The following is a 21,117-nucleotide window of genomic DNA, read 5'->3' as shown; positions in this document are numbered from 1 at the left end:
CCGCTACGATCGCTGCGCGCACACCTTCATGTCCGCTATCTGCATCGCCGCAACCGTCATCTTCTGGCTCGATCAATGAGTCCTGAGCCTAGGTGTTTAGTCCCAGCATGTGATGGTGTGGCTTGACGATAAAGATGTGTGGCTTTGATTTCCAGAGTTCGTCGATGGCCTCGTATGGGGTTTTGAACCTGAGCGCCTTGAGTTGCTTGGCGAAGTTGTAGGCTATCAGCCAGTCGCGGACGTGCCGCCGCAACTCGACGATGGATGTATAATGGAAGGATTTAACGGTCGCTTCCTTGATGGTCCGCACCATGCGTTCGGCCTGACCGTTGGTCCAGGGGTGGTAGGGCTTGGTCAGCCGATGCTCGATGCCATTTTCCTGCGCGACACGACCGAAGATGTGCGGGAAGACCAGGCCCGTGCCACGCTCGAACTGAGCGAACTGAACGCCATTGTCGGTCAGCACGGTGTGGATTTTATAGGGTATTGTACGGATCAGCGATTTGAGGAAGCCGGCAGCTACCATCTTGGTAGCCCTGCGATAAATGCGGGCGAAGACCAGCTTTGATGTGCGATCGACAGCGATATAGAGATAAGCCTTGCCGCCTTCATGGCGCAGTTCAGCGATATCTATATGGAAATAGCCGATCTCGTAAGCTTTGAACTTCTTGGGCTTTTCGCGATCCGCTTTGGGCAGGCGGCTGATCCCGTGCCGTTGCAGACAGCGGTGCAGCGATGACCGCGTCAGATGCGGGATCACATCCTTCAACGCGATGTAGACATCGTCCAACGGAAGCCGCGCCTGTACGCGCAGAGCTACAATGGCAGCTTCTTCCATGGGCGAGAGGACGGTGCTGCGGCGCTCCCTTGGTCCCATCGGTAGGTCTTCGACCGTTTGCCGCTTACGCCACTTCAAGACGGTTTTCTCGTTGATCCCGTATCGCTTCGCGAGGTTCGCGACCGAAGCTTGCGATCGCTGTAGCTCGCCTCGAATGGCGTGCGTGGTCTTGGCGCTGCCATGGAGAACCTGGCCCATAGCTCCCTCCGCTGTGATGATGACAAATCTACACCATCACATGCTGGGACTAAACACCTAGTGTGGTGGATTTGAAATACGCCACATATTGCTGGCAAGCGCGGAGCGTATTTCAAATCCATAAACCACACTAGAATCAAATATTTGCTAGTGACCCTTTGAATCTGAAGTTCGCTCAGCCCTATCGGATCAATGTAGCGAACTTCAGATTCGGGTCACTAGGTCACCGACTCATTATGCCGCAACCAGATCCTGATTGAGGCGAGTTGGACGGATGCGAGGACATTGTCTTCACGCTTGTCATATCGGGTTGCCACTGCCCTGAAATGCTTGAGTTTGTTGAAGAAGCGTTCGATCAAGTTGCGATATCGGTAGAGGAACGGGCTGAACGCGGATCGCCGGACACGCTGGGGCATGGGCGGAATGTCGGCGAAATCAAAGCGTGCCATCAGCGTCTCCCGTCCGGAAAACACTGAATCAGAACTCACACCGCCGGGAAATCCTGTTTATGGGTATGTGACCTGGCGTCACGACACGTTGATCGGAGCTTGAAGAGGGCAATGGCCGTGAACGCTATAGCGGCGGAGAAGTCCGGCGGACGTCGGTCGGCGAACTTCCGCCAATCGTTCAGGCAACCGAACACGGCCGGCGGTTTGTGATGAACTGAATTACCCTTTTAGCGCTTCGCTCTCTTCCCGCAGCACACGGCTCTCAAGGTGCGGCATTCATTCTCACGCGCCAGGTCTGCCCGCGGCGCGGCCTCGTTTGTCCTCGGGCCGTCGGCTTGATCATGTGCGACCTGACAACCGCGCTACCACGGCGCCCCCAAAGACACAAAGCGTTCTGATATTCGCCCAATGGACCGAAATAGGTATAGCGGAGCGCGAAAGGATCGGCTAGCCGATGGCTGAGCAGAGGGAGGAGTTGATGGGTAAGCCGGCAAATAGCGCAGGCCCGATGGCCGGGATCCGGGTGGTCGATCTAACCGCGATGGTGATGGGCCCATACGCAACCCAGATCATGGCGGACATGGGTGCGGACGTGATCAAGATCGAGCCTCCGGCCGGCGACAATACCCGCTTTGTCTCGGTCGGGCCGGCGCCGGGGATGTCCGGCGTGTTCGTCAACGTCAACCGTGGCAAGCGCAGCGTCGTTCTCGACCTGCGGACGGACGCGGGCAAGGCCGCACTACAGGCCCTCGTTGCAACCGCTGATGTCTTCATCCACTCGATGCGCGCTAAGGCGATCGGCAAGCTCGGCTTCGCCTACTCGGACGTCGCCCGCATCAACCCTTCGATCGTCTACGCCAACTGCTACGGCTATGGCCGGCGTGGACCGAATCGAGATCTGCCGGCCTACGATGACACCATCCAGGCGGAGTGCGGCATGGTCGCGGTCCAACAGATGCTGACCGGCGAGGCGAGTTTCGTCGGCACGGCCGTGGCCGACAAGGTCGCCGGCCTCACCGCGTTCTACGCTACCCTGCTCGCCCTCTTTCACCGCGCCCGCACCGGCGAGGGCCAGGAGGTGGAGGTGGCAATGTTCGAGACGCTTGCCGCCTTCATGTTGCTCGAGCACGGTAACGGCGCCCTGTTCGAGCCCCCCCTTGGCCCGGCCAGATACCCCCGCGTCGTGGCGCGCAACCGCAAGCCCTACCGCACCAAGGACGGCTACATTGCGGCCCTGGTCTACAATGACAAGCATTGGGCGCTGTTCGTGGATGCGGTGAAGCCGTCGTGGGCCGGGCCGGAACTGGCAACGCTGGCCGAACGGTCGAAACAGATCGACCACGTCTATGGCCTTCTGGCCAAGACGTTCCAGGAGTGCACGACGGCCGAGTGGTTGGAGCTGCTGAACCGCTTGGGCATCCCCGCTGCGCCGTTGCGGACGACCGACGAACTGTTTGACAATCCCCACCTGAACGCGACCGGCTTCTTCGATACGGTGGAGACGCCGAACGGCAAGGTCCGCTTCCCGGGCGTGCCCACCTGGTTCTCGCGGACACCCGGTAAGGTGGCCGGCCCCGCGCCGGAGCTCGGCGCGCACACGCGCGAGGTGCTCGAAGAGCTGGGGCTCGCCGCAGCCGCGGCTGCGCCCGACGCGGCGGACTAATTTAGCAAAAGCAGGGCAAGGAGTCTCAGCGTCCGGTCGGCGCGCGGTAGCCGAGGCTGCGGGAAATTGCTGCCGCCTCTTCCCGCACCATGCGTGCCAGCTCCGCACGACCATCGTGTAGCCGTGAGCTGGGGGCAGCGACGATCAGCGCGCCGATGACGGACCCGGCGGCATCGAAGATCACCGACGCCGTGCCCGTCACGCCATCGCTGGCCTGGTCGACGGTCTGCGCTACCCCGGCGTCGCGCGCCTGCGCTATCGCTTCGGCGAGCCGGCGCTTGTCGGTCTCGGTCTGGGAGCTGTATTGCCCCGGTTTCAGGCGGCGGAGATATAGTTCCAGATCCGCCTCCGGGGCGGCCGCTAGCAGTGCGCGGCCTCCAGCAGTGCAATACAGCGGCCGGCGGTCGCCGATTGCGACAGCAAAGCGGACCGCATTGAGGCTTTCGACAACGTCTACATAGGTCATCATGTCCGCCCCCCTGTCGCGAACGCCCAAGAGGACCGTCTCATGCGACCGGCCCGCCAGCCTGCGCATGCTTTCGCGAATGAGGTCCGACGACTGCAGCCGGCGCCGGGCCTCTGTCAGGGCGCTGCCCAGACCGAACGCCCCGGGGCCGAGCCGGTAGCCGCCCTCCACGGAGATGACGAAATCGTCCTCAGCAAGCCCGCGGAGCAGGGCGGCCAGACTGCTTTTCGGGGTGCCGAGAACCCGGCTCAACTCGGCGAGGCTCAGGGGTGTCGGGCTGGTGCACAGCGCTTCCAAGATCAGGATCACGCGCGTGACAGATTGCGGGGAGTTCGGGCGTCGATCGTTGAGCATCGGGGATACGTAGACCTTTTCGGCTTCCAGGTCACGGCAAGCTGCGCGTTCCGCGCTCACGCCACGTAGGGTCCGTCGCCAGGACCTTCGCGACGTCGACAAATTCCGATGGCAGGGCGGGTGGAGATAAAATAGCGGACCGCTCTGGCTTGACTCATTGCGCGCGCTCCACGGATGATGACTATCACAGGGCTGATTTCGGATCGTCAGCGACACTCTCGTGTAGTCTCGGCCACTGCGTTCCGATAATTTCAATCATAAGGAGCGGATGTGCCGACGGCGCGCCTTAGCGTGCCGATCGCCGAACGTGCCGCTGTTCGCCGAGTACAACGAGCGGAGACTTGCCATCGATTTCGCCAAGAACTGATCTGGCGGAAATTTGGATGTCCTCCGCGTCAGCTCGGGGTTTGAAAAGTGAGGATATACGAAGATGAACAACAACATGACTGCCAATCCGATGTCATTGGCCGGTCGGACGGTCATCGTAACAGGTGCGGGCCGGGGAATCGGGCGGGCGGTCGCTGATCTGGTCATTGCGCTGGGCGGTAATGCGGTAATTGCGGACATGAATCCCGAAACCCTCGAATCTGGTCAGGCGCAATATCCCCAAGGGCGCTTCCTTGGGGTCGTCGCGGACGTTGCGGACCCGTTGGCGGTGCAGGCTATGGTCGATCGCGCCGTCGAAACTTTCGGCGCGGTGCACGGCCTCGTGAACAACGCTGGAATTACCCGTCTGGCGATGATGGAAAAGATGAATTTGGAGCAGTGGAACCAGGTGATCGACGTTCATCTCACCGGTGCCTTCCTGTGCTCTCAAGCGGTCGGAAGACATATGATCGAGCGGGCGAAGGCTGGCGATTCCAATCCGGGCGCAATTGTCAACGTGTCCTCGGATGCAGGCGTGCAGGGAACGATCGGCCAAGTCAATTATTGTACAGCGAAGGCTGGCGTCATCGGGATGACCATGGCAACAGCGCGCGAACTGGCAAAATACAACATACGCGCAAACTGCGTCGCCTTCGGCGTCGTGGAGACTGAAATGACCGAGATCGTGCGCAGTGAGAGGTTTGCTGACAGCTATCGCGCGCGCATTCCGCTTGGACGCTGGAGTTCGGCGGAAGAGGCCGCAAGGCCGGTCTGCTTTTTGCTCTCCGATGCCGCTTCGTTCATTACGGGGCAGCGCATATCCGCCAATGGTGGCATGCAGATGGCGGCCTGAGCAGGCGCGACCGATGGCCCCGAGAAAGCACGGATCTTTGTTGCCGCGATGATTCAACGACTGTCGAACAAGGCGTAAAATCCCAACACGAGGACAAGATAGATGAACGAATTGGCTGTGCTTCCCTTCCCGTTGCACCGGACGGTGCCAAAGAGTGACTGGACGCCTCCTGCGGGTACGCGTTTCATTTCGTCGGACGACCACCAGATGGAGCCGCCGGGCCTTTGGGAGGATCGGCTGACGGGTGAGGACAAGGCGCGGGCGCCGCGACACTGGCGAGACGAGTTCAACCTTCTTCATCTGGAAGTCGACGGTGTTTCCTACGACACGCCTGGTTTTGAACCGGACAATCATCCCGAGGGGCGGCCGGGGTTTTGGGATGTCGAGAAGCGCTTGGCCGACATGGATTCCGAAGGCATCGAGTCTTCGATTATCTTTCACCAACATTCGGCCGCGTTGATCCGGATGCAGGACAAGGATCTCTGGTTCAAATGCATGGATGTGTTCAACGAGTGGCTGGCTGATTGGGCTAAGGCGGCGCCCAACCGTCTCTTCCCGGTTGCTTACCTGCCAACATTCTACAAGCCCGAGATGACCCGGGACTATATGCAGAAGATCCTGGATCTGGGTTTCAAGGCCGTGGAGATTCCTTCGTTTCCGCGCGGCGTGCGCTACAACGGCAAGGAAACGCTGCCGATGTGGGAGGCGATCGCAGAGGCGGGGCTTCCGCTTTCGATGCACGTCGGCGTGCACATCGACGCTACTGGCACAGGCGCGCTGGGGATCAACATGGCGCGCAACATGCAGCCGTTCAACGCGCTGTTTCCCCAACTGGTGTTTTCGGGTTTGTTCGATCGGTTCCCCGATCTCAAGATCGTCTTCACCGAAGGCGGTGCGAGCTGGGTTGCACCCACGATCGCGACTGCCGACAAGATCTATCGCGACTACGCCCAGGTGCTCAAGCCCAAGCTCGAGCACAAACCGAGCTATTATTGGCACCGCAACTGCTGGACGACGTTTATGGACGATCCGGTCGCGCTTGACCTCATCGACTGGATTGGTGCGGACAAGATGATGTGGTCGATCGACTATCCGCATCCCGAGGGCGTGTTCGGCGAGTCAATGAGGGTCGCCAAGGAAATCTACGACAAGGCGGGTGAGGAGAATTTCAAGAAGATCGTTGGCGGTAACGCCGCTGCACTTTGGGGCATCTGACGGTAGCCTCATGGAAGACAGCGAGGCCGCCGCCACGAGTTGGTGAGAACGGCCTCGCTTGTCCTTCCGGCTCGTCACACCGAAGCCGGAAAGACAAGCGAGAATTAGGTTGCCTGTTTTAGACTGGGGAGCGCTGTCGGGCGTATCGGGCAGCTGCTGTGCGGCAAATGTGGGTGGACGGCGTTCGGGTAGTCCGGGTCGATCTTGCTGGAAGCGAAGTCACACCCGGGACCAATTGCTCACTCGAGACTGGCGAGGACACTTGGCGCCGGAATTGCTCGCCGCGCTAAGAGACGATGTGATCACCCTCAGTCAGGGCGACGGCCGGGGTCGGATTGGGACCCGGCTAGCGCATGAACTATTATTGCACCTGCCGGGCCCAGTTTGTCACTCCCAGCTGTAATTGACCATGCCGTCGCCGAACGGCGCATCGCGAAGGCGTACGGCCTCCTTGAGCCCAACCTCCTCGATCGACTGCCGGAACTGCATACGTCCGGCGGACAGATGCCCGCGCGCATCGCCCTCGCCGGCAAGGCGCTGAAGCGTCTTGGCGCCCATCAGTTCCAGCCCCAGGTTTACGACGCGCTTTTGGCAGGCGAGCAAGTCCGGCGCAATAGCCGCAATCCGCTTGGCCAGCGCCTCAACATGGGCGTCGAGCTTGGCCGCTGGAACGGACTCCAGGGCAAGGCCCAACCGCGCGGCGTCCTTGCCGCGCAGCAAATCGCCCGTGAGCAGCATGCGTTTCGCCCACTGCGGCCCCATGTTGTAGAGCCACATGTGGGAAGGTGGTGATCCCTGTGCGCGGACGGGCGGATAGCCAATGCGCGAGTCACTCGCGACGATTACCAGGTCCGACAGGAGCGCGATGTCAGTGCCATTCGCCAGGCAGGCACCTTGGATCTTGGCGATCACCGGCTTGTGCATGTCGAACATGACCATGCGCAGCTCGTTCATCCGGTCCATGTGCCAGATGTCGTCATCGATCGTTGCCGTCTGGCTACGATACTCGGACGGGGCGCTCTGCGAGGCCTGCTGTTCCTTGACGGGGCTGACCTCGCCGCCAGTGAGGTCCCATCCCGAGCAGAAGTCCCGTCCGTTGCCGCCGAGTATCACGCAATGCACGCTCGTGAGGTCATCTGCCTCCAGGAGGGCGTCGCGCAATTCCTGAAGCATGCGCCAGCTAAGCGCATTCCGCTTTTCGGGGCGATTGAGGGTGATCCTCGCAATCCTGTCCCGCACCTCGAACGTAATTGTATCCGTTGTTTTCAGCCATTTTGCCATGTTACAAGTCCTCGGATTCAGCGGATGGGAGACCAGGCGGTCGGCGTGAGCAACCGGTTGCGCTGGCGAACCGGGAGTGGGCATCTGGTCGCGAAGTCAAGCCATTCGGGGTCCGCCCAAAAGGCTTTGCGGCGGGCAGCGCGATCCTCGAAATCGACGAAGCCCCAGAGGTGAACGAATTCGTTGAGGTCGGGACCGACTTCGGTTCGGAAATAGCCGATCAGGTTGCCCAGATGTCGTTTGGCGATGTGCACACCTTCCCTTTCGTAAAGCTCGACGAACCGGGCGACGTCGCCAAGGGCGAACGAATAGTTTCTCTCTTCGACGATCATGGTCACATCCTCTTGAAGACAGGCGCTGCACGAACTTCTCAAGTCCGATTCGCTGGTTCCTGAAGCGCCCTACAGTTTGACGATGCGCGGTATCTTGTGCGGCGGACCCTGTTTGAGGAGCTCGTCATTCGGAACGAGCTCCAGGCGGGAATCGACACCGAGCTGCCGCTGGATCTCGCCTTTCAGTCGCCCTTCGAGCGAAGGCAGGTCGGCGTCACCGGCGTAGCCTACACGCAGGCGAAGGAAATCCTCCGCCACTTTCGGACGGACGATCTGAAACAGGCCGGCCTTCGACTCCGGCTGCGATTCAATGGTGGGCCAGATGTTGACTGGCAGGAGCTGCTTTCCGGCGACCACGACCTGATCGCCCGTCCGTCCTTTTACCCGGAAGCGGGCATGAGTCCGTCCCGACGGACAGCGTTCGCGTGTCAGCCAAACGAGATCCTCGCTGCGGAAACGGATCAGAGGGTCGACCATATTATGCAGCGGCGTAGCCACGAGTTCGCCCAAGGTGCCGTCTGGTGCCGGCTCGCCGGTTTCCGGATCGATGTGCTCGACGAAGACCTCGTCTTCCCAAGCATAGGCTCCGGTATGATTTGCCGCCTCCAGCGTGATTGTCGCATCACCGAGCGACACGATCTCGATGATGTTCATCTTCCAGCGCTCGGTCAGGCCGCGGCCTCGCGGGCCCAAGGGCTCGCCGCCCCAGACCATCGCTTTGTAGCTGGAGAACACTTCGGCCATGTCGATGCCAGTGTCGATCTCGAACTGTTCGAGCCCCATCAACAGCGGTGTCGACAGTGAGATGAGCACCGTCGGACGATGGATACGGCTAAGCTCGACCAGCCTGCCGATTTCGGCGGGCGAGTGGTCTACGCACAGCGGGGTTAGCCCGAAGTGAAGCAACGGCCCGATCGCTGAGCCCCGGATGGTGGGAATGATGGTGACGGCGATGTCGCCCGGACGGACGCCGAGATCCCAGAAGGCGCGGTCGAAGCGAGAATCGGTCAGAGGTGCGTGAAGATCGCGCCGGGCCAGCAGCGTGGGATCGCCGGTCGTTCCCGAGCTTCCGGTGATCGAACGCAATTCGGACATTGGCGTGCAAAGGATTCCGCCGAATGGGTCGCCGGTCTCAGCGCGAAAAGCACGTATATCGTCTTTGGTGATGAAGGGCGCGAGCCGCGAGAAATCGCTCAGCGAATTGATGTCCGAGGGCTTGACCCCCGCTTCGTTCCACTTCTTGCGCACCAGCCCCGCGTTGGCATAGGCGTTCTCGATAATGCGTTTCAAAGCGACGAGCTGACGCGCCTCGATCTCGGCACGCGGCATGGTCTCGATTTCCGGATCGAAGTACGGACGTTGCTCCACCATTTTATTTGTGTCCTTCATCTGGATCTGAATTGACGTCGGCTAGCTATCATGAGGCGCGGGTATTGCCCCCAGCTTGCCTTCTTCCGCCACACAGCTGGTCTAGCTGTCTATAGTCGATGCTCCCGGCGCCATGCGCGAGGTCGGGCCGCGTAAGTCCACTCGGTGCCTGCCGTTACGTAGCGCGACCCCGACGGATGCCGTGGGCCGCCATCGAAACCAATGCGACCTTAGCATGGTTACGCTTGGCGGCCGACACCTCACACCTTCCGGAATACTGGCTTGCGCTTTTCCACAAATGCCTGAGCCGCTTCGCGATGAGCAGGCAGCTGGCTGGAGACAGTTTCCAACGCGAAGCCGGCATCGACCATGCTTGCCAGCGACTGCCGAAGCGGAATATTGAGAAGCGATTTGGTAAAGCTGATAGCGCCCCTGGCACCGTTAAGCAGCTTGTCGACTACTCGGGCGACTTCCGCGTCCAGTTCCTCGGGTGCGACAACCTTGGCGATGAGGCCCATGTCCTTGGCCTCGCGTGCGGACATGAGATCTCCGGTGAGGAGGTAATACTTGGCCACAGCAGAGCCAACCGTATGCGGCCAGAACACCGCCCCGCCGTCACCTGCGGTCAGCCCGACTTTGACGTGTGGATCGGCGAAGCGCGCGGTCTCGCTTGCAACCACAATGTCGGCGCACAGCGCGATCGTGCAGCCCAACCCGATGGCATCGCCGTTGACCTTGGCGATGATCGGCTTTTCGGTATCTTGCATCAGCTGCATGAAACGCTTGCCATTGCGATAGCCGGCCAGGAAGGTCTCGACCTTGGCACCGTCCTTTTTCATGCCGTCGATATCCCCGCCGGCGCAGAACGCGCTCCCTTCGCCGGTGAGCACGATGATTTCGACGCGAGGATCGCGATCCGCTTCAAAGAAGATCCGCGGCATATGCTCGTCCATGATCGTCATGATCGCGTTGCGCTGGTTCGGGTTGTTGAGAGTGACAGTCAGCACGCCGTTCGTGATGTCGAACTTGAATTGCTCCGGATACGTCGAGAAATCCATCCTAAATCCTTTCATTTTCGTCATATCATCAATATTTTGGGCAGGGATTATTACTTCCGGATATCTCTAAAATTACCGGTTCGTCCATTTTACCGCATTTTTCATAGAAGCTCGGATGCTGCCGTAAGAGATCGAGTGTGCCTTCGTGTTCGCCCGACCGAACGCAACCTTGGCGACTGGAAGCAAGACCTTCATTGCGTCGCCTCATACCGTGTCCGGAACGCCGAGGATGCATGTCGCCTGACTGGACAGGGTGCCACCGTTGCCATGCGCGAGCGCCAGTTTTGCTCCGTCCACTTGCCGATCGCCAGCTTGGCCGCGCAACTGCTGGATGGATTCCACCAAGGTGAACAAGCCGTACATTCCCGGGTGGCAGAATGACAGGCCGCCGCCGTTGGTGTTGACCGGAAGCGATCCGCCGGGTGCAATCGCGCCGCTCGCAACGAATGGCCCGCCTTCACCTTTGCCGCAGAAGCCGAGATCCTCAAGGAACATGATCGTGTTGATTGTGAAGGCGTCATAGAGGTTGACGACATCGATGTCGGAGGGACTCAGCGCAGCCTGGGCGAAGGCTCGCAGGCCCGACTCCTGCGCTGCGGATACGGTGAGATCGGCCAACTGCGAGATTTCTATGTGCCAGGTCGCGGAGGCGGCGCCGAGCAGCGCGATCGGGGTATGCCTCAGGTCTTTCGCCCGGTCTGCCCGCGTCATCACCACGGCCGCGCCGCCATCGGTTATGAGGCAGCAATCACCGGCATGCAGCGGATCGGAAACCATCCGCGTCGCAAGCACATCTTCGATTGACAGCGGCCCCTGGCGAAAGGCGTCGGGGTTAAGATTTGCCCATTGCCGCGCGGCAACCGCGACGGAGGCGAGCTGTTCAGACGTCGTGCCGAACTCATACATGTGCCGCGACGCCGCCAACGCATAGGAGGCGACAGGATTGTGTGGACGGTATGGAAGTTCGACGGGCGAGGGCACCTGTGCCGCTACCAGCTTACCCGCCCCTGTGCGCTGGTTCGACCCGTAACAGATCAGCGCATAGTCGATCAGTCCAGCGTCGAGCGCCAACATCGCCCATTCGGCGTGGGTCAGGAATGCCGATCCCCCGGTGCGGCTGCTGTTGGTCATCTTGGGGCGAATGCCGAGATACTCGGCGATCGTCAGCCCCGCCAGATAATCGTTGGGCATGCAGATGAAAAGACCGTCCATGTCTGACGTCTTCAACCCGGCATCAGCGATCGCGAGGCGGGCGGCTTCCGCGGCGATCTCAATCGATGTGTAGCCGGGTGCCTCGCCCAATCCGAAGGTGGCGGCGCCGACAAACGCGGTCTTGCCGCGCAGCTGTGATCCTCGCGTCATTCTGCGCTATCCGGTTCGAAAATGAGGATTTTTCCAGCATCTGGGGCGTCGACAATCCTTGCGCGCACTCGCATGCCTATGACTACCTCCTCAGGTGGAATTGATTGCACGTGGGTCATCATGCGAGGACCTTCATCCAGCTCGACAATTGCAATGCTTACATTGGGTTCAGGCGGCTTCATCCGCTTTACGGTGGTCGCGTAAACTGTGCCGAGGCCGCTCGGCTCGACCCATTCAAGATCGGTTGCGCCGCTACCCGGAGCTAACATCCGTGGGTAGAACACCCATTCGCCAGTGCTTTGCGAGCGCTGCAGCAAGAATTTGCCTTCAGCGAGGTTTCGGAAATAAGTTGTCGTTGGGGTCGCCTGGGTCAAACCGGCTCTCCTTGGTTGGCTGCGCGGTAAATGTTCATCTGAAGACGGCCCGGCCACGGTCAAGTACGACTTTGTCACGCTCAACCGCTGTGCAACGGAAGAGCGTTGCAGTGGGTTCGATCCAAATATCCGTACGCAAGGTTTCACCTGGGAACACCGGCGCCGAAAAGCGGCAGCTGAGTTCCCGTAGCGACTCTGCGTCGGCGTCGCGTAAAGCGGCGAGCAGCGCATAGCCCGCAATACCAAATGTTGCGAAACCGTGCAGGATAGGGCGGGGGAAGCCGGCAGCCTCAGCAACCACAGGATCGGCGTGGAGCGGGTTCAGATCCGCAGAAAGCCGATAGATCAGCGCCGCTTGCGGCAGGGTCGACCGGCTCGCCGACATGTCCGGCAGCCGGCCGGGAATGACGACGTCGAGCTCGGGCCTGCCGCTTTTCGGACCGCCGAACCCGCCGTCGGCACGGCAGAACATGGTGGTGACCTGGGTCGATTGAAGCAAGCCCGTCGCCTGATCGATCAAATCTCGCCGCACCCGCAGAAGAGCGCCCCGGCCTTCGCCCTTGTCGATGATTTCATCGACGGAATTGCGCGCGATCAAGGTGCCTTCTGGCGGCAGAGGAGTGTGAATTGTCAACGACACCTCGCCATTGACAACCTTGCGGAAATCGATGCCCGTATCTGGCTCGCTGATCCAAAAACCAGGGTAGCCCAGCACGACCGGCATCGTCGGCAGCGCCTGCAGCCCTTGCTCGTAGACAAAGCGCAATTCGGCCGGATCCACCGGATCAGAACCCAGCCCAAGTCCCAGCGCATAAAGCACTGTGTCGCGCCATGAGTAACTGTGTGTCCTCTCCGCAAATTTCCAGGCAACCAATTTTTCGTAGTCGATGGCCATGCATTGCTCCCGTGCGTTGATCGATTAGGGCAGCCTCAAAGGGCCGGCAACTAGCCGCCACGGAAATTAGGTATATGGTTTTTCTGCGGATCCGCGGTCGATCAGATGTTTCAGGCGGCAGGCAACGCGGGCGTACAGTGCACTTCCAATGGCTTCACGAGCGCGTTCACGCGCGATAACAAGTCGGGGCCAAGTCGCGCTCCGACGGCAGGGCAACACGCGGAAGATCAGCAAGCTCGGCGTTACACCAGCCGTCGGTGCCTAGGCGATCGAGCGCTCCGATAGCGGCGTTTGCGGTGGGCCTGACCCATTGCGCTGCCTGCACCATCAGGCCGGAATAGGCGGTTGGCCAGATCGTTTCCACAGCCCTTGGCATTCGGTGCGCGCTCAAAATCCCGTAAACCTGGCCGGACGCTTCTCGCGAAATGCCGCAACGCCCTCGGCATGGTCGGCGGTCATGCTCAACATTGGCTGTTGTTGCTGTTCCAGGGCGAGGACCTCGCCCAAGGAACTAGGCCCCTGCGCGAACGCGAACTTCATTGCGGCGATTGAGAGCGGTGCGACGGCCTTATAATCGACAGCCTTCTCCAAAGCCGTGGCAAGAGCGGTCCCGGCTGGAACGAGTCGATCAACGATCCCGATGCGGTAGGCCTCTTCGGCCAATACGGGGCGACCGGTGAACAGGAGGTCCCGCGCCACCGTGCGACCGACCCGCTGCGGCAGCGACCAGACCAGACCGCAGTCGGACGCCAGGCCGATCTTGCCAAACGCTGCGCCAAAGCGAGCGCCATCCCCGGCGACCACGAAGTCGCAGACGGCCGCGAGCGACAGCCCGGCGCCGAACGCCGCCCCCTCGACTGCCGCGATCACGGGCTTCGGGCCGCTCGCAACCAACTCGATCATACGGTGGAGTGGCATGAGCCGGCGGCGGGTGCGCGTCGGATCCGGGGTTGATGAGACAATCATCTGGCGCATGTCTCCGCCGGCGCTGAAGTTCCCGCCGGCGCCGGTTATTACAATCACGCGGATATCCTGATCTGCCATCGCCTCCTCGACCTGCGCCAGCAGTGCGGCGCGCATCTCGTCGGACAAGGTATTGAGCCGGGCGACGTCGTTTAGCGTCAGGATGGCGACGTCGTTGCGCGTCTCACGCATCACGGCTTCGATCTCGGAGACCATCATCGTTAACCTCGTTGCGGAGCCAGTCGCTCCTCGGGAAAGGCGGTGCTGACCTATCCGTGCTTCCACGACGCCAGCCCGTGATTAATGCATTCGCGGATTTGTTGGACGGGAAGGTCCCTGAACTTTGAGCTTCGCCATGCTGCGACGTCATTTCTGCCGGTCCGCTGAACAAGCGGCTGAATTGCGTCGTATACGATTAAGATTTCAAACTAACAATCGACCGATAAATCGTCAAGCGTAGGGTCGATTTTGTCCTGGCGAGCCCGACAGGTCACTCATCCCGCTAACCACAGGGATCGCTTTGTGAGGCGTCTCCGCGACGCCCAAAGGAGAGTTTAAGCCAGAGGCAACGCTCCAAGGCTGTGGGGCACGAATTGATTTGGGGGGCGATCTCCGAGCCCTGAAGAGCATGGCAGGTTGAGCGGCACCGCCGGCGGACGCCCGGAGCGGTTTAAGGCGGCAACGGTTGACAGGTGCGGCGTCGGACACCGGATTGGCTGAACAAACCTGACTTAGCTCGTGTCGGCTACGCCCCCTGTCGAGGGGCTTGCCTTTTTGTACTGGCCAATTTATTCTACCGGTCGTATGGTCGAAATTGTGGAGCGAGGGGGAGGTTCGGCGGCAGCTGGTGGTGAGCGCATGGCGACAACACCGGCTTGGCGTTGCCCGCAGTGGGGGCAGGAATAGCGGACAGAGGCGTCAAAACCTCGAGTCATTTGGCCTGACAGCTGGGACGAGCATGTGCGGCGTATTCAGGCGCTCGGCAATCTTTATGAAGAGGATTTAACAATGAGTATCGAGCAACGGCCGTTTGTATTCAGCTGCGACGCCCACGTGGCGGAGCCCAACGATCTGTTCAGCGTGAAAATGCCGCCGCATCTGCAGGATCACGCGCCAGTGTTTGTTGAAGAAGACGTCGGGAACGGCAAGATTCGCAGGCTCTGGAAAATTGGTGACCGGGTCGTCATGCGCTTTCTTGCTGACTTTCCAACGCACAAGACCGGCAAGACCGACGCGGAATTCCAGTTGCAGAGCGGCGAAAGCGTTGTCGACACCAAGCGTCGAGGCGCGCGCGATCTGTCGCTGCGCGCGGCAGATATGGAGCGCGACGGGGTCGACGCGGAGCTCCTCTTTCCTTCGTCGGGTCTGCTCGTCGCGGCAATCCAGGATCGCGAAGCGCAGCGTGTCGCGAGCGAAGTTTGGAACGATTGGGTCTGGGACTACACGGAGCCGATGCGCGACCGGCTGATTCCCGCAGCGATCATCCCCTCACACGATTTCGATGACGCTCTGGCCGAATGCAAGCGTACGGCCGAAAAAGGCTTCGCTGCCTTCTGTGTTTACGAAGGTCTCAACAACTACAACGACCCCCGCTGGGATGCCATCTTCGCGTTCGCGGGTGAGATGGGGATCCCGCTGGTGTTCCACACCGGCTTCGGAGAAATCGATGTCCGCCCGCTCAAGGGACCCGGCGGCGCGTTGTACAATTACGTCCGGCTGATGAACGACGGCGTAGACATCGTCACGCAGCTGGTGGCCGGCGGTGTGCTCGACCGCAATCCAAAGGCGCATATCTTGTTCGCCGAGCACAGCGCCGGCTGGTTGTGGAGCTTGGCCGAGCGCATGGATGAAGCGTACATCTGCCACTCAAACAGCGTGGATCCGAAACTGTCGCGCATGCCGAGCCAGATTGTCCGGGATCAGGTTCACTGCTCGCTGCAGAACGATGTCCGCTCGTCAATAGCGGCGCGCAGCGGCGTGGGTCTCCGGGCCCTGCTCTTCGCGACGGACTATCCGCATTCTGAAGGCACCTTCCCTTTCACGAATAAGGTGATCCAGAGGATACAGGAGGAGAATCCGGACCTTACCCCTGAGGAATTGGTCGAGGTGCTTGGTGGAAACGCCGTGAAGCTCTTCCCCCGAGCAAACCTGCAGCCGGCATTTGAGGCAAAAACGCGCGAATTTCTGAGCGTGATGAGCAACTAATGGCGACCGTCGGCGACGACAGGGGCGACCCGTAGCCGGTGCTACGGGTCGTTCGGCCGAGCGTCGGTTCGGCCTGCCTCGTGGCGAGGGAACTGCCGTCCGCGCCGTTGGGGCGATGTCCGACTTCATTGCGGGGATGACCCGCGGGTCATCCAAGGTCGCCTCAGTCAACCTGCGGATTCACATGGAGACGGGTATGACGCCGTCAACCGTACATAAAAATGTCGAGAGGAGTATTTCGTGCCTGCAATAGCGGTTGACCTGCCCGACGATCTGGAAGCAGTGCGCGAAGGCCTCGCAGCGTTTGCCGAGTCCGAAGTCATTCCCCGCCATGAGGCTAATCGGGACCTGTTCGAAAACCCAAGACGTCTTTACGATGAGAATGGCCTCTTTTCCGACCGTCTCCTCAAGTTGATCACTGAGGTTCGGACCGCATCGGCCGACGCTGGGTTCTACACAATGTGCGTTCCAGAAGAGCTAGGCGGCGCCGGGCTTGGAAATCTGGCATATTTCGTCGGATGGGAGCAGCTATATCGCCAATGCGGTCCGATGAATTGGCTCATGCTTTATGTATTGAATCATTGGGCGTTCGGGCCAAGTCGTCTTTTCGAGAAAGCCACGGTCGAAGCACGCGAGCGCGTGCTCGCCCCTATGATGACGGGTAAAAGTTCGATGTGTTTCGGGCTTTCAGAGCCTGGCGCGGGCTCGGACGCGGCGGCCATCACGACGAAGGCGGTCCGAGACGGGGACGGATGGTTACTGAGCGGCCGCAAGATATGGACGACGAATGCGCCGATCGCCGACTACTGCGTCGTTTTCGCTGTAACCGATCAGGAACTTGCCCGCCAGAAGCGAGGGGGCATTTCCGCATTCATAGTACCGGTCGACTCGCCCGGCTTCTGCGTTCAGCGCGTCATTCGCATGCTCGGCAGCATTGGGGGGGACGAAGCCGAACTGGCGTTTGACAACGTCAGAGTCGAGCCCTGGCAACTCCTTGGCGACCTTAACCGCGGGTTCGACGCCGCACTATATGGTGTGTCGCTGGGTCGACTTTACAATTCCGCGCGTGCGGTGGGAACGGGGCGCTGGGCGATTGAACAGGCCCTGGATTATGCGGGGCTGCGCAAGGCCTTCGGTAAATCAATTAGCGAGTATCAGGGCGTGACTTTTCCCCTGGCCGAAAGCGCAACCGAGTTGCATGCGGCCCACCTCATGGGCCGTAATGTCGCGATGCTGCTGGATCAAGGGCATTCGGCTGTCAAAGAACTTTCGATGACGAAAGTGTATTCGGTCCAGATAGGGTATAAAGCTGTCGATCGAGCGATGCAGACATTCGGCGCAATGGGTTTCACAAATGAAGTTGGGCTTTATCATGCCTGGCACGCGTTGCGTATCGTACACGTCGCTGACGGCACCAATGAAGTCCTGTATCGCACCATCTCGCAGCAAATGCTGAAAGGGGATACCGATCTGTAGCTCCGATCGGTTCACTACGGGTGAGATATACTTTGAATGCAACTGAGGTTGCGCAACTACTTGGGTCATTAACGGGTCAGCATCGATGAAAGTTTCGCTTACTGAAGATCAGATTTTGCTGCGAGATTCGGCTGTGCAAATATTGCGGCGCGATCCCAAGCAGCCGGCGTGGCCAATGTTCGCGGAAATGGGCTGGCTGGGCCTTGCGCTTGATGTCGACCTGGGCGGTTCCGGCCAAGGCGTGCTTGAAGCCTGCATCGTTGCCGAGGAAATGGGGCGCGCCGGCGTGATCGCACCCTTCGCGACCAATGCCGTGGCCGCGACATATGTGCTTGAGCGGCTTGGCGACAAAGAGCAACGGCAGATATTGGCGCAGGTGGCGGATGGGGGATTATGTATCGCGTTCGCGAAACCGCACGCCGGTTCCGCTGGCGAAGTACGGGCCGAGCGGAGCGCCGTCGGCTCATTCCTGCTGACCGGCGATATATTGATCCCTGAACTCCCTGAAGCTGGATTTGTCGTGGTTCAGGCCGCAACGCAAGGGTCCGTAGGGGTATTCCTGGTGAGGATGGACGATCTCCAGGGTGTCTTGGCGCAATATGCGGGCATTGATGGAAGTACGGAAGGGAACGCGCGACTGGAAGGAGTGCCGGCCGAGCTCCTGAGCGTGTCGCCGGACGCTTCCGGCGTGATGGAAACGGCGGCCGACCGTTTCAACACAGTCATCTGCGCCGAACTCGTCGGCCTCATGGACGACATGGTCGATCGGACGCGTAATTATCTGAAAACGCGGGTTCAATTCGGTCAGCCGCTCGCTACGAGGCAGGTGTTGCGGCACCGGGTGGTCGACATGGCGGTCGCAGTCGAGGAGTGTCGTGCTCTGACGTTACGCGCTGCGCTCGCACTGGACGGGCTGGCTGACTTTGACGCTGAGCGTGCGGCCTCCGGGGCGGTGGCCAAGGTCGACGCCGCAGCGAGATGGGTCGTCGAAGATGCGATCCAACTCCACGGCGCTATGGGATTTACGGTAGAACTCGGCATTGGCGATCGTCTGAAGCGGGTGATCGCGGCGAACTCTCTGACCGGTGGACACCACGTCCATCTGAAGCGCCACGCTGCGCTTGCTGACTGATCGAGGAATTTGAAATGGACTTTCGCTTGACCGCGGCCGAACTGGCCTTCGAGTCTGAGGTGAACGACTTCATCGCCCAGAACCTGCCGGCCGAGCTTGCTGATGCGCAGCGGATGACGAGCGGGGTATATCCCGAACCGCACGTGTCGCGCGCGTGGCAGGCGATCCTCGATCGTCGTGGTTGGGGGGCGCCGTCCTGGCCGGTGGCTTTCGGCGGTCCGGGATGGAGCCCGATCCAGCGCTATCTGTTCGAGCGGAGCTGCGCCTCCGCCTACGCACCGTTCCAGCACACCGTAAGCCTCCGACTGATCGCCCCTGTGCTAATGGAATACGGGTCGCCCAGCCAACAGGAACAATATCTTCCCCGAATCCGTTCTGGTGAGGATTATTGGTGCCAAGGGTTCTCCGAGCCTTCCGCAGGCTCAGATTTGCGGGCAGTTAAATCACATCTGCGTCTCGACGGCGACCGCTACATTCTGAATGGAACAAAGATCTGGACTACGCACGGGCACTTGGCAAACTTGATGTTTGCACTTGTTCGAAGCGAGCATGATCAGCAAGACGGCAAGAAGTTCAGCTTCGTCATCCTGGATATGCAGGCGCGCGGCGTAACCGTTCAGCCGATCGCGACCATCGGGGTCGATCATGAGTTGAATCAGGTCTTTTTCGATGACGTTGTGATCCCGGCTGAGAACATCATAGGTGTGTCGGGTGAGGGTTGGGCTCAGGCGCTCTTTCTGTTGAAGAACGAGCGAGCTGGATCGTTTTACTCTACCCGTCTCAGGGCGTGGTTCAAGCAGCTTTCCTTGATGGCAAGATCCTTTGAGGAGCGGATTTCCTCGGAAGAAGCAAGCTACGCGCGAACGCGTCTGTCGATGATAGAGCTTGACCTTGATGCTTTGGAAAGCCTGGAGATCCAGTCAGTTCTGCCACTCGCGCCCGGTGAAGTGATGAGCCAGTTCGCTTCGTCCCTTATCAAGCTGCGCACCGCCAAAGCTCGCCAAGCAATTTCTAGCCTAGCCGTCGACTTGATCGGAGATTCTGCGAGAAAATGGGAGACGCAGCGCCCACTCCCTGAAACAGGTGATGGGCCGGCGCGAGACATGATGCGCTTAGCCGTGCCGCGTTATCTCAACGACCGGTCGCAAAGCATTTTCGCAGGGACCGCCGAAATCCAGCATGATATCATGGCGCGTACCGTGTTCCAGGAACAGCATTAGACCTGACAGCGGCAGAGCGGGTGCAAAAAACTTGGGGGCTGACATAGATAGCAGATAAAGGCTATGTATGTCATATGGTTAGCGAGAGGCGCAGAAGCCGCCTTCGGCGGGGCGTTCAGGAAGAACTGATCAAGTATTTCTGCGCCGGGGTGACGGCCCGTGCTGCGGCCGAGGTTTCGGGCGTCAACCGCAACACCGCGATCCTGTTCTACCACAAGCTGCGCGAGGTGATTTTCGCGGCTCTTGCGGCCGAAGCTCCTGAGCTGCTGGCGGGCGAGATCGAGGTCGACGAGAGCTACTTTGGCGGTCACCGCAAAGGCAAGCGCGGGCGCGGTGCGGCGGGAAAGGTGCCGGTGTTCGGCTTGCTCAAACGGCAGGGTAAGGTCCACGTCGCGATCATCGCAAAGGCCTGTTCCGACACGCTTATTCCGATCATTCGCGAGAAGATCAGGCCCGACAGCATCGTCTATACCGACGCCTTCGGCAGCTACGATGTGCTCGACGTCTCGGAGTTCCACCACATGCGGATCAACCACTCGAAACTGTTCGCCGACAACCGCAACCACATCAACGGCATCGAGAACTTCTGGAACCAGGCCAAGTGTCACTTGCGGAGCTACAACGGCATCCCCCCGGCAGCACTTCCACCTGTTCATCAAGGAATGCGAATGGCGCTTCAATTACCGTCCCATCGGGCGTATGCAGGAAACCCTGATCAGATGGTGGTTCAAGTAATCCAAATAACCCTATCTATGTCAGCCCCAAAACTTGAACCCCTTTTTCTGAAATCCGCATTTTTCGCCAGATATGATTAGAGTTGCGTTGGTTCGCGAAACATAACGCTGGTTGACAGAAAGTAAGCGTGGCTTGAAGGCCGCAGATCAGGCAGCTTCAGCGATCGGCTGCTGGTCTGATCGCCAGTTCCATGGCATGAGTTCATCCCAGCGAGAGGCAGGCCAGTCGCCAGCGATCTTCTCGATGACATCGGCGATGTAGGCCTGCGGTTCGATGCCATTGAGCTTCGCGGTTTCGATGACGGAGTAGATGGC

18 protein-coding genes and 2 pseudogenes are annotated in these 21,117 nt (G+C 60.0%); 8 read left to right on the top strand and 12 right to left on the bottom strand.

Annotated elements, in window-relative coordinates; translation table 11 throughout:
- Positions 1 to 88: 88 nt before the first annotated feature.
- On the bottom strand, positions 89 to 1,036 hold the full coding sequence (locus J3E64_RS20090; protein ID WP_253345001.1) for an IS481 family transposase: 948 nt from the start codon (positions 1,034 to 1,036) through the stop codon (positions 89 to 91).
- A 218-nt stretch (positions 1,037 to 1,254) separates the two neighbouring features.
- Positions 1,255 to 1,422, bottom strand: a pseudogene (locus J3E64_RS20085) (IS5/IS1182 family transposase); the annotation flags it as partial.
- A gap of 541 nt (positions 1,423 to 1,963) precedes the next feature.
- Between J3E64_RS20085 and J3E64_RS20080 the strand changes: the two are divergent.
- On the top strand, positions 1,964 to 3,148 hold the full coding sequence (locus J3E64_RS20080; protein ID WP_253344999.1) for a CaiB/BaiF CoA-transferase family protein: 1,185 nt from the start codon (positions 1,964 to 1,966) through the stop codon (positions 3,146 to 3,148).
- Positions 3,149 to 3,173: 25 nt separating this feature from the next.
- Here the strand turns inward: J3E64_RS20080 and J3E64_RS20075 are convergent, their stop codons facing one another.
- Positions 3,174 to 4,028: an IclR family transcriptional regulator gene (locus J3E64_RS20075; protein ID WP_253344998.1), complete on the bottom strand. Its 855-nt coding sequence runs from the start codon at positions 4,026 to 4,028 to the stop codon at positions 3,174 to 3,176.
- Positions 4,029 to 4,398: 370 nt separating this feature from the next.
- Between J3E64_RS20075 and J3E64_RS20070 the strand changes: the two genes are divergently transcribed.
- Complete coding sequence (locus J3E64_RS20070; RefSeq protein WP_253344997.1) at positions 4,399 to 5,187, top strand: SDR family NAD(P)-dependent oxidoreductase; 789 nt, start codon at positions 4,399 to 4,401, stop codon at positions 5,185 to 5,187.
- Positions 5,188 to 5,394: 207 nt separating this feature from the next.
- Positions 5,395 to 6,402 carry an amidohydrolase family protein gene (locus J3E64_RS20065; protein WP_253344996.1) on the top strand — a complete coding sequence of 336 codons (1,008 nt, stop codon included), beginning with the start codon at positions 5,395 to 5,397 and terminating at the stop codon, positions 6,400 to 6,402.
- A gap of 387 nt (positions 6,403 to 6,789) precedes the next feature.
- On the opposite strand, the gene J3E64_RS20060 is transcribed toward J3E64_RS20065, so the two are convergent.
- The 8 genes from J3E64_RS20060 to J3E64_RS20025 form a co-directional block, all read right to left on the bottom strand.
- On the bottom strand, positions 6,790 to 7,683 hold the full coding sequence (locus J3E64_RS20060; protein ID WP_253344995.1) for a crotonase/enoyl-CoA hydratase family protein: 894 nt from the start codon (positions 7,681 to 7,683) through the stop codon (positions 6,790 to 6,792).
- A gap of 17 nt (positions 7,684 to 7,700) precedes the next feature.
- The gene (locus J3E64_RS20055; RefSeq protein ID WP_253344994.1) at positions 7,701 to 8,015 is read right to left on the bottom strand and encodes an NIPSNAP family protein; all 315 of its coding nucleotides are present in this window, start codon (positions 8,013 to 8,015) and stop codon (positions 7,701 to 7,703) included.
- A gap of 69 nt (positions 8,016 to 8,084) precedes the next feature.
- Positions 8,085 to 9,386 carry a phenylacetate--CoA ligase family protein gene (locus J3E64_RS20050; RefSeq protein WP_253344993.1) on the bottom strand — a complete coding sequence of 434 codons (1,302 nt, stop codon included), beginning with the start codon at positions 9,384 to 9,386 and terminating at the stop codon, positions 8,085 to 8,087.
- 257 nt (positions 9,387 to 9,643) lie between these two features.
- The gene (locus J3E64_RS20045) at positions 9,644 to 10,441 is read right to left on the bottom strand and encodes an enoyl-CoA hydratase/isomerase family protein (protein ID WP_253344991.1); all 798 of its coding nucleotides are present in this window, start codon (positions 10,439 to 10,441) and stop codon (positions 9,644 to 9,646) included.
- Between the two features lie 204 nt (positions 10,442 to 10,645).
- Positions 10,646 to 11,803 (bottom strand): acetyl-CoA acetyltransferase, encoded by a 1,158-nt coding sequence (locus J3E64_RS20040; protein ID WP_253344989.1) that lies wholly within the window; start codon positions 11,801 to 11,803, stop codon positions 10,646 to 10,648.
- A complete protein-coding gene (locus J3E64_RS20035; RefSeq protein WP_253344987.1) occupies positions 11,800 to 12,177 on the bottom strand; it encodes a Zn-ribbon domain-containing OB-fold protein in 378 nt (125 codons plus the stop codon). The genes J3E64_RS20040 and J3E64_RS20035 overlap by 4 nt, the downstream gene beginning before the upstream one ends.
- Positions 12,178 to 12,211: 34 nt before the next feature.
- A complete protein-coding gene (locus J3E64_RS20030) occupies positions 12,212 to 13,072 on the bottom strand; it encodes a MaoC/PaaZ C-terminal domain-containing protein (protein WP_253344985.1) in 861 nt (286 codons plus the stop codon).
- Positions 13,073 to 13,459: 387 nt separating this feature from the next.
- Positions 13,460 to 14,254, bottom strand: coding sequence for an enoyl-CoA hydratase/isomerase family protein (locus J3E64_RS20025; RefSeq protein WP_253344983.1), 795 nt, complete (start codon positions 14,252 to 14,254; stop codon positions 13,460 to 13,462).
- Between the two features lie 741 nt (positions 14,255 to 14,995).
- Here J3E64_RS20025 and J3E64_RS20020 point away from each other — a divergent pair.
- From J3E64_RS20020 to J3E64_RS20000, 5 genes and pseudogenes are all read left to right on the top strand, one after another.
- Positions 14,996 to 16,240, top strand: coding sequence for an amidohydrolase family protein (locus tag J3E64_RS20020; RefSeq protein ID WP_253344982.1), 1,245 nt, complete (start codon positions 14,996 to 14,998; stop codon positions 16,238 to 16,240).
- Between the two features lie 240 nt (positions 16,241 to 16,480).
- On the top strand, positions 16,481 to 17,716 hold the full coding sequence (locus J3E64_RS20015; RefSeq protein ID WP_253344981.1) for an acyl-CoA dehydrogenase family protein: 1,236 nt from the start codon (positions 16,481 to 16,483) through the stop codon (positions 17,714 to 17,716).
- An 85-nt stretch (positions 17,717 to 17,801) separates the two neighbouring features.
- Entirely contained in the window at positions 17,802 to 18,848 is a 1,047-nt protein-coding gene (locus J3E64_RS20010) for an acyl-CoA dehydrogenase family protein (RefSeq protein ID WP_301287404.1), read from the top strand.
- 14 nt (positions 18,849 to 18,862) lie between these two features.
- Entirely contained in the window at positions 18,863 to 20,068 is a 1,206-nt protein-coding gene (locus tag J3E64_RS20005) for an acyl-CoA dehydrogenase family protein (RefSeq protein WP_253344979.1), read from the top strand.
- A 74-nt stretch (positions 20,069 to 20,142) separates the two neighbouring features.
- Positions 20,143 to 20,803, top strand: a pseudogene (locus tag J3E64_RS20000) (IS1595 family transposase).
- Positions 20,804 to 20,949: 146 nt separating this feature from the next.
- Here the strand turns inward: J3E64_RS20000 and J3E64_RS19995 are convergent.
- Positions 20,950 to 21,117, bottom strand: a 168-nt coding sequence (locus J3E64_RS19995) for a transposase domain-containing protein (protein ID WP_253345003.1), incomplete at its 5' end; no start/stop codon positions are given.

The organism is Sphingobium sp. OAS761 (assembly GCF_024168485.1).
Lineage (GTDB): Bacteria > Pseudomonadota > Alphaproteobacteria > Sphingomonadales > Sphingomonadaceae > Sphingobium.
Note: the sequence above shows the minus strand (reverse complement) of the source record. Positions and strands in the feature narration are given on the sequence as shown.

Bases quoted from the DNA above. Each gene is read 5' to 3' on its own strand.
- J3E64_RS20090 (WP_253345001.1), bottom strand. From the start codon at position 1,036: ATGGGCCAGGTTCTCCATGGCAGCGCCAAGACCACGCACGCCATTCGA.
- J3E64_RS20080 (WP_253344999.1), top strand. From the start codon at position 1,964: ATGGGTAAGCCGGCAAATAGCGCAGGCCCGATGGCCGGGATCCGGGTG.
- J3E64_RS20070 (WP_253344997.1), top strand. From the start codon at position 4,399: ATGAACAACAACATGACTGCCAATCCGATGTCATTGGCCGGTCGGACG.
- J3E64_RS20065 (WP_253344996.1), top strand. From the start codon at position 5,395: ATGGAGCCGCCGGGCCTTTGGGAGGATCGGCTGACGGGTGAGGACAAG.
- J3E64_RS20060 (WP_253344995.1), bottom strand. From the start codon at position 7,683: ATGGCAAAATGGCTGAAAACAACGGATACAATTACGTTCGAGGTGCGG.
- J3E64_RS20055 (WP_253344994.1), bottom strand. From the start codon at position 8,015: ATGATCGTCGAAGAGAGAAACTATTCGTTCGCCCTTGGCGACGTCGCC.
- J3E64_RS20050 (WP_253344993.1), bottom strand. From the start codon at position 9,386: ATGGTGGAGCAACGTCCGTACTTCGATCCGGAAATCGAGACCATGCCG.
- J3E64_RS20045 (WP_253344991.1), bottom strand. From the start codon at position 10,441: ATGGATTTCTCGACGTATCCGGAGCAATTCAAGTTCGACATCACGAAC.
- J3E64_RS20040 (WP_253344989.1), bottom strand. From the start codon at position 11,803: ATGACGCGAGGATCACAGCTGCGCGGCAAGACCGCGTTTGTCGGCGCC.
- J3E64_RS20030 (WP_253344985.1), bottom strand. From the start codon at position 13,072: ATGGCCATCGACTACGAAAAATTGGTTGCCTGGAAATTTGCGGAGAGG.
- J3E64_RS20025 (WP_253344983.1), bottom strand. From the start codon at position 14,254: ATGATGGTCTCCGAGATCGAAGCCGTGATGCGTGAGACGCGCAACGAC.
- J3E64_RS20010 (WP_301287404.1), top strand. From the start codon at position 17,802: ATGAAAGTTTCGCTTACTGAAGATCAGATTTTGCTGCGAGATTCGGCT.
- J3E64_RS20005 (WP_253344979.1), top strand. From the start codon at position 18,863: ATGGACTTTCGCTTGACCGCGGCCGAACTGGCCTTCGAGTCTGAGGTG.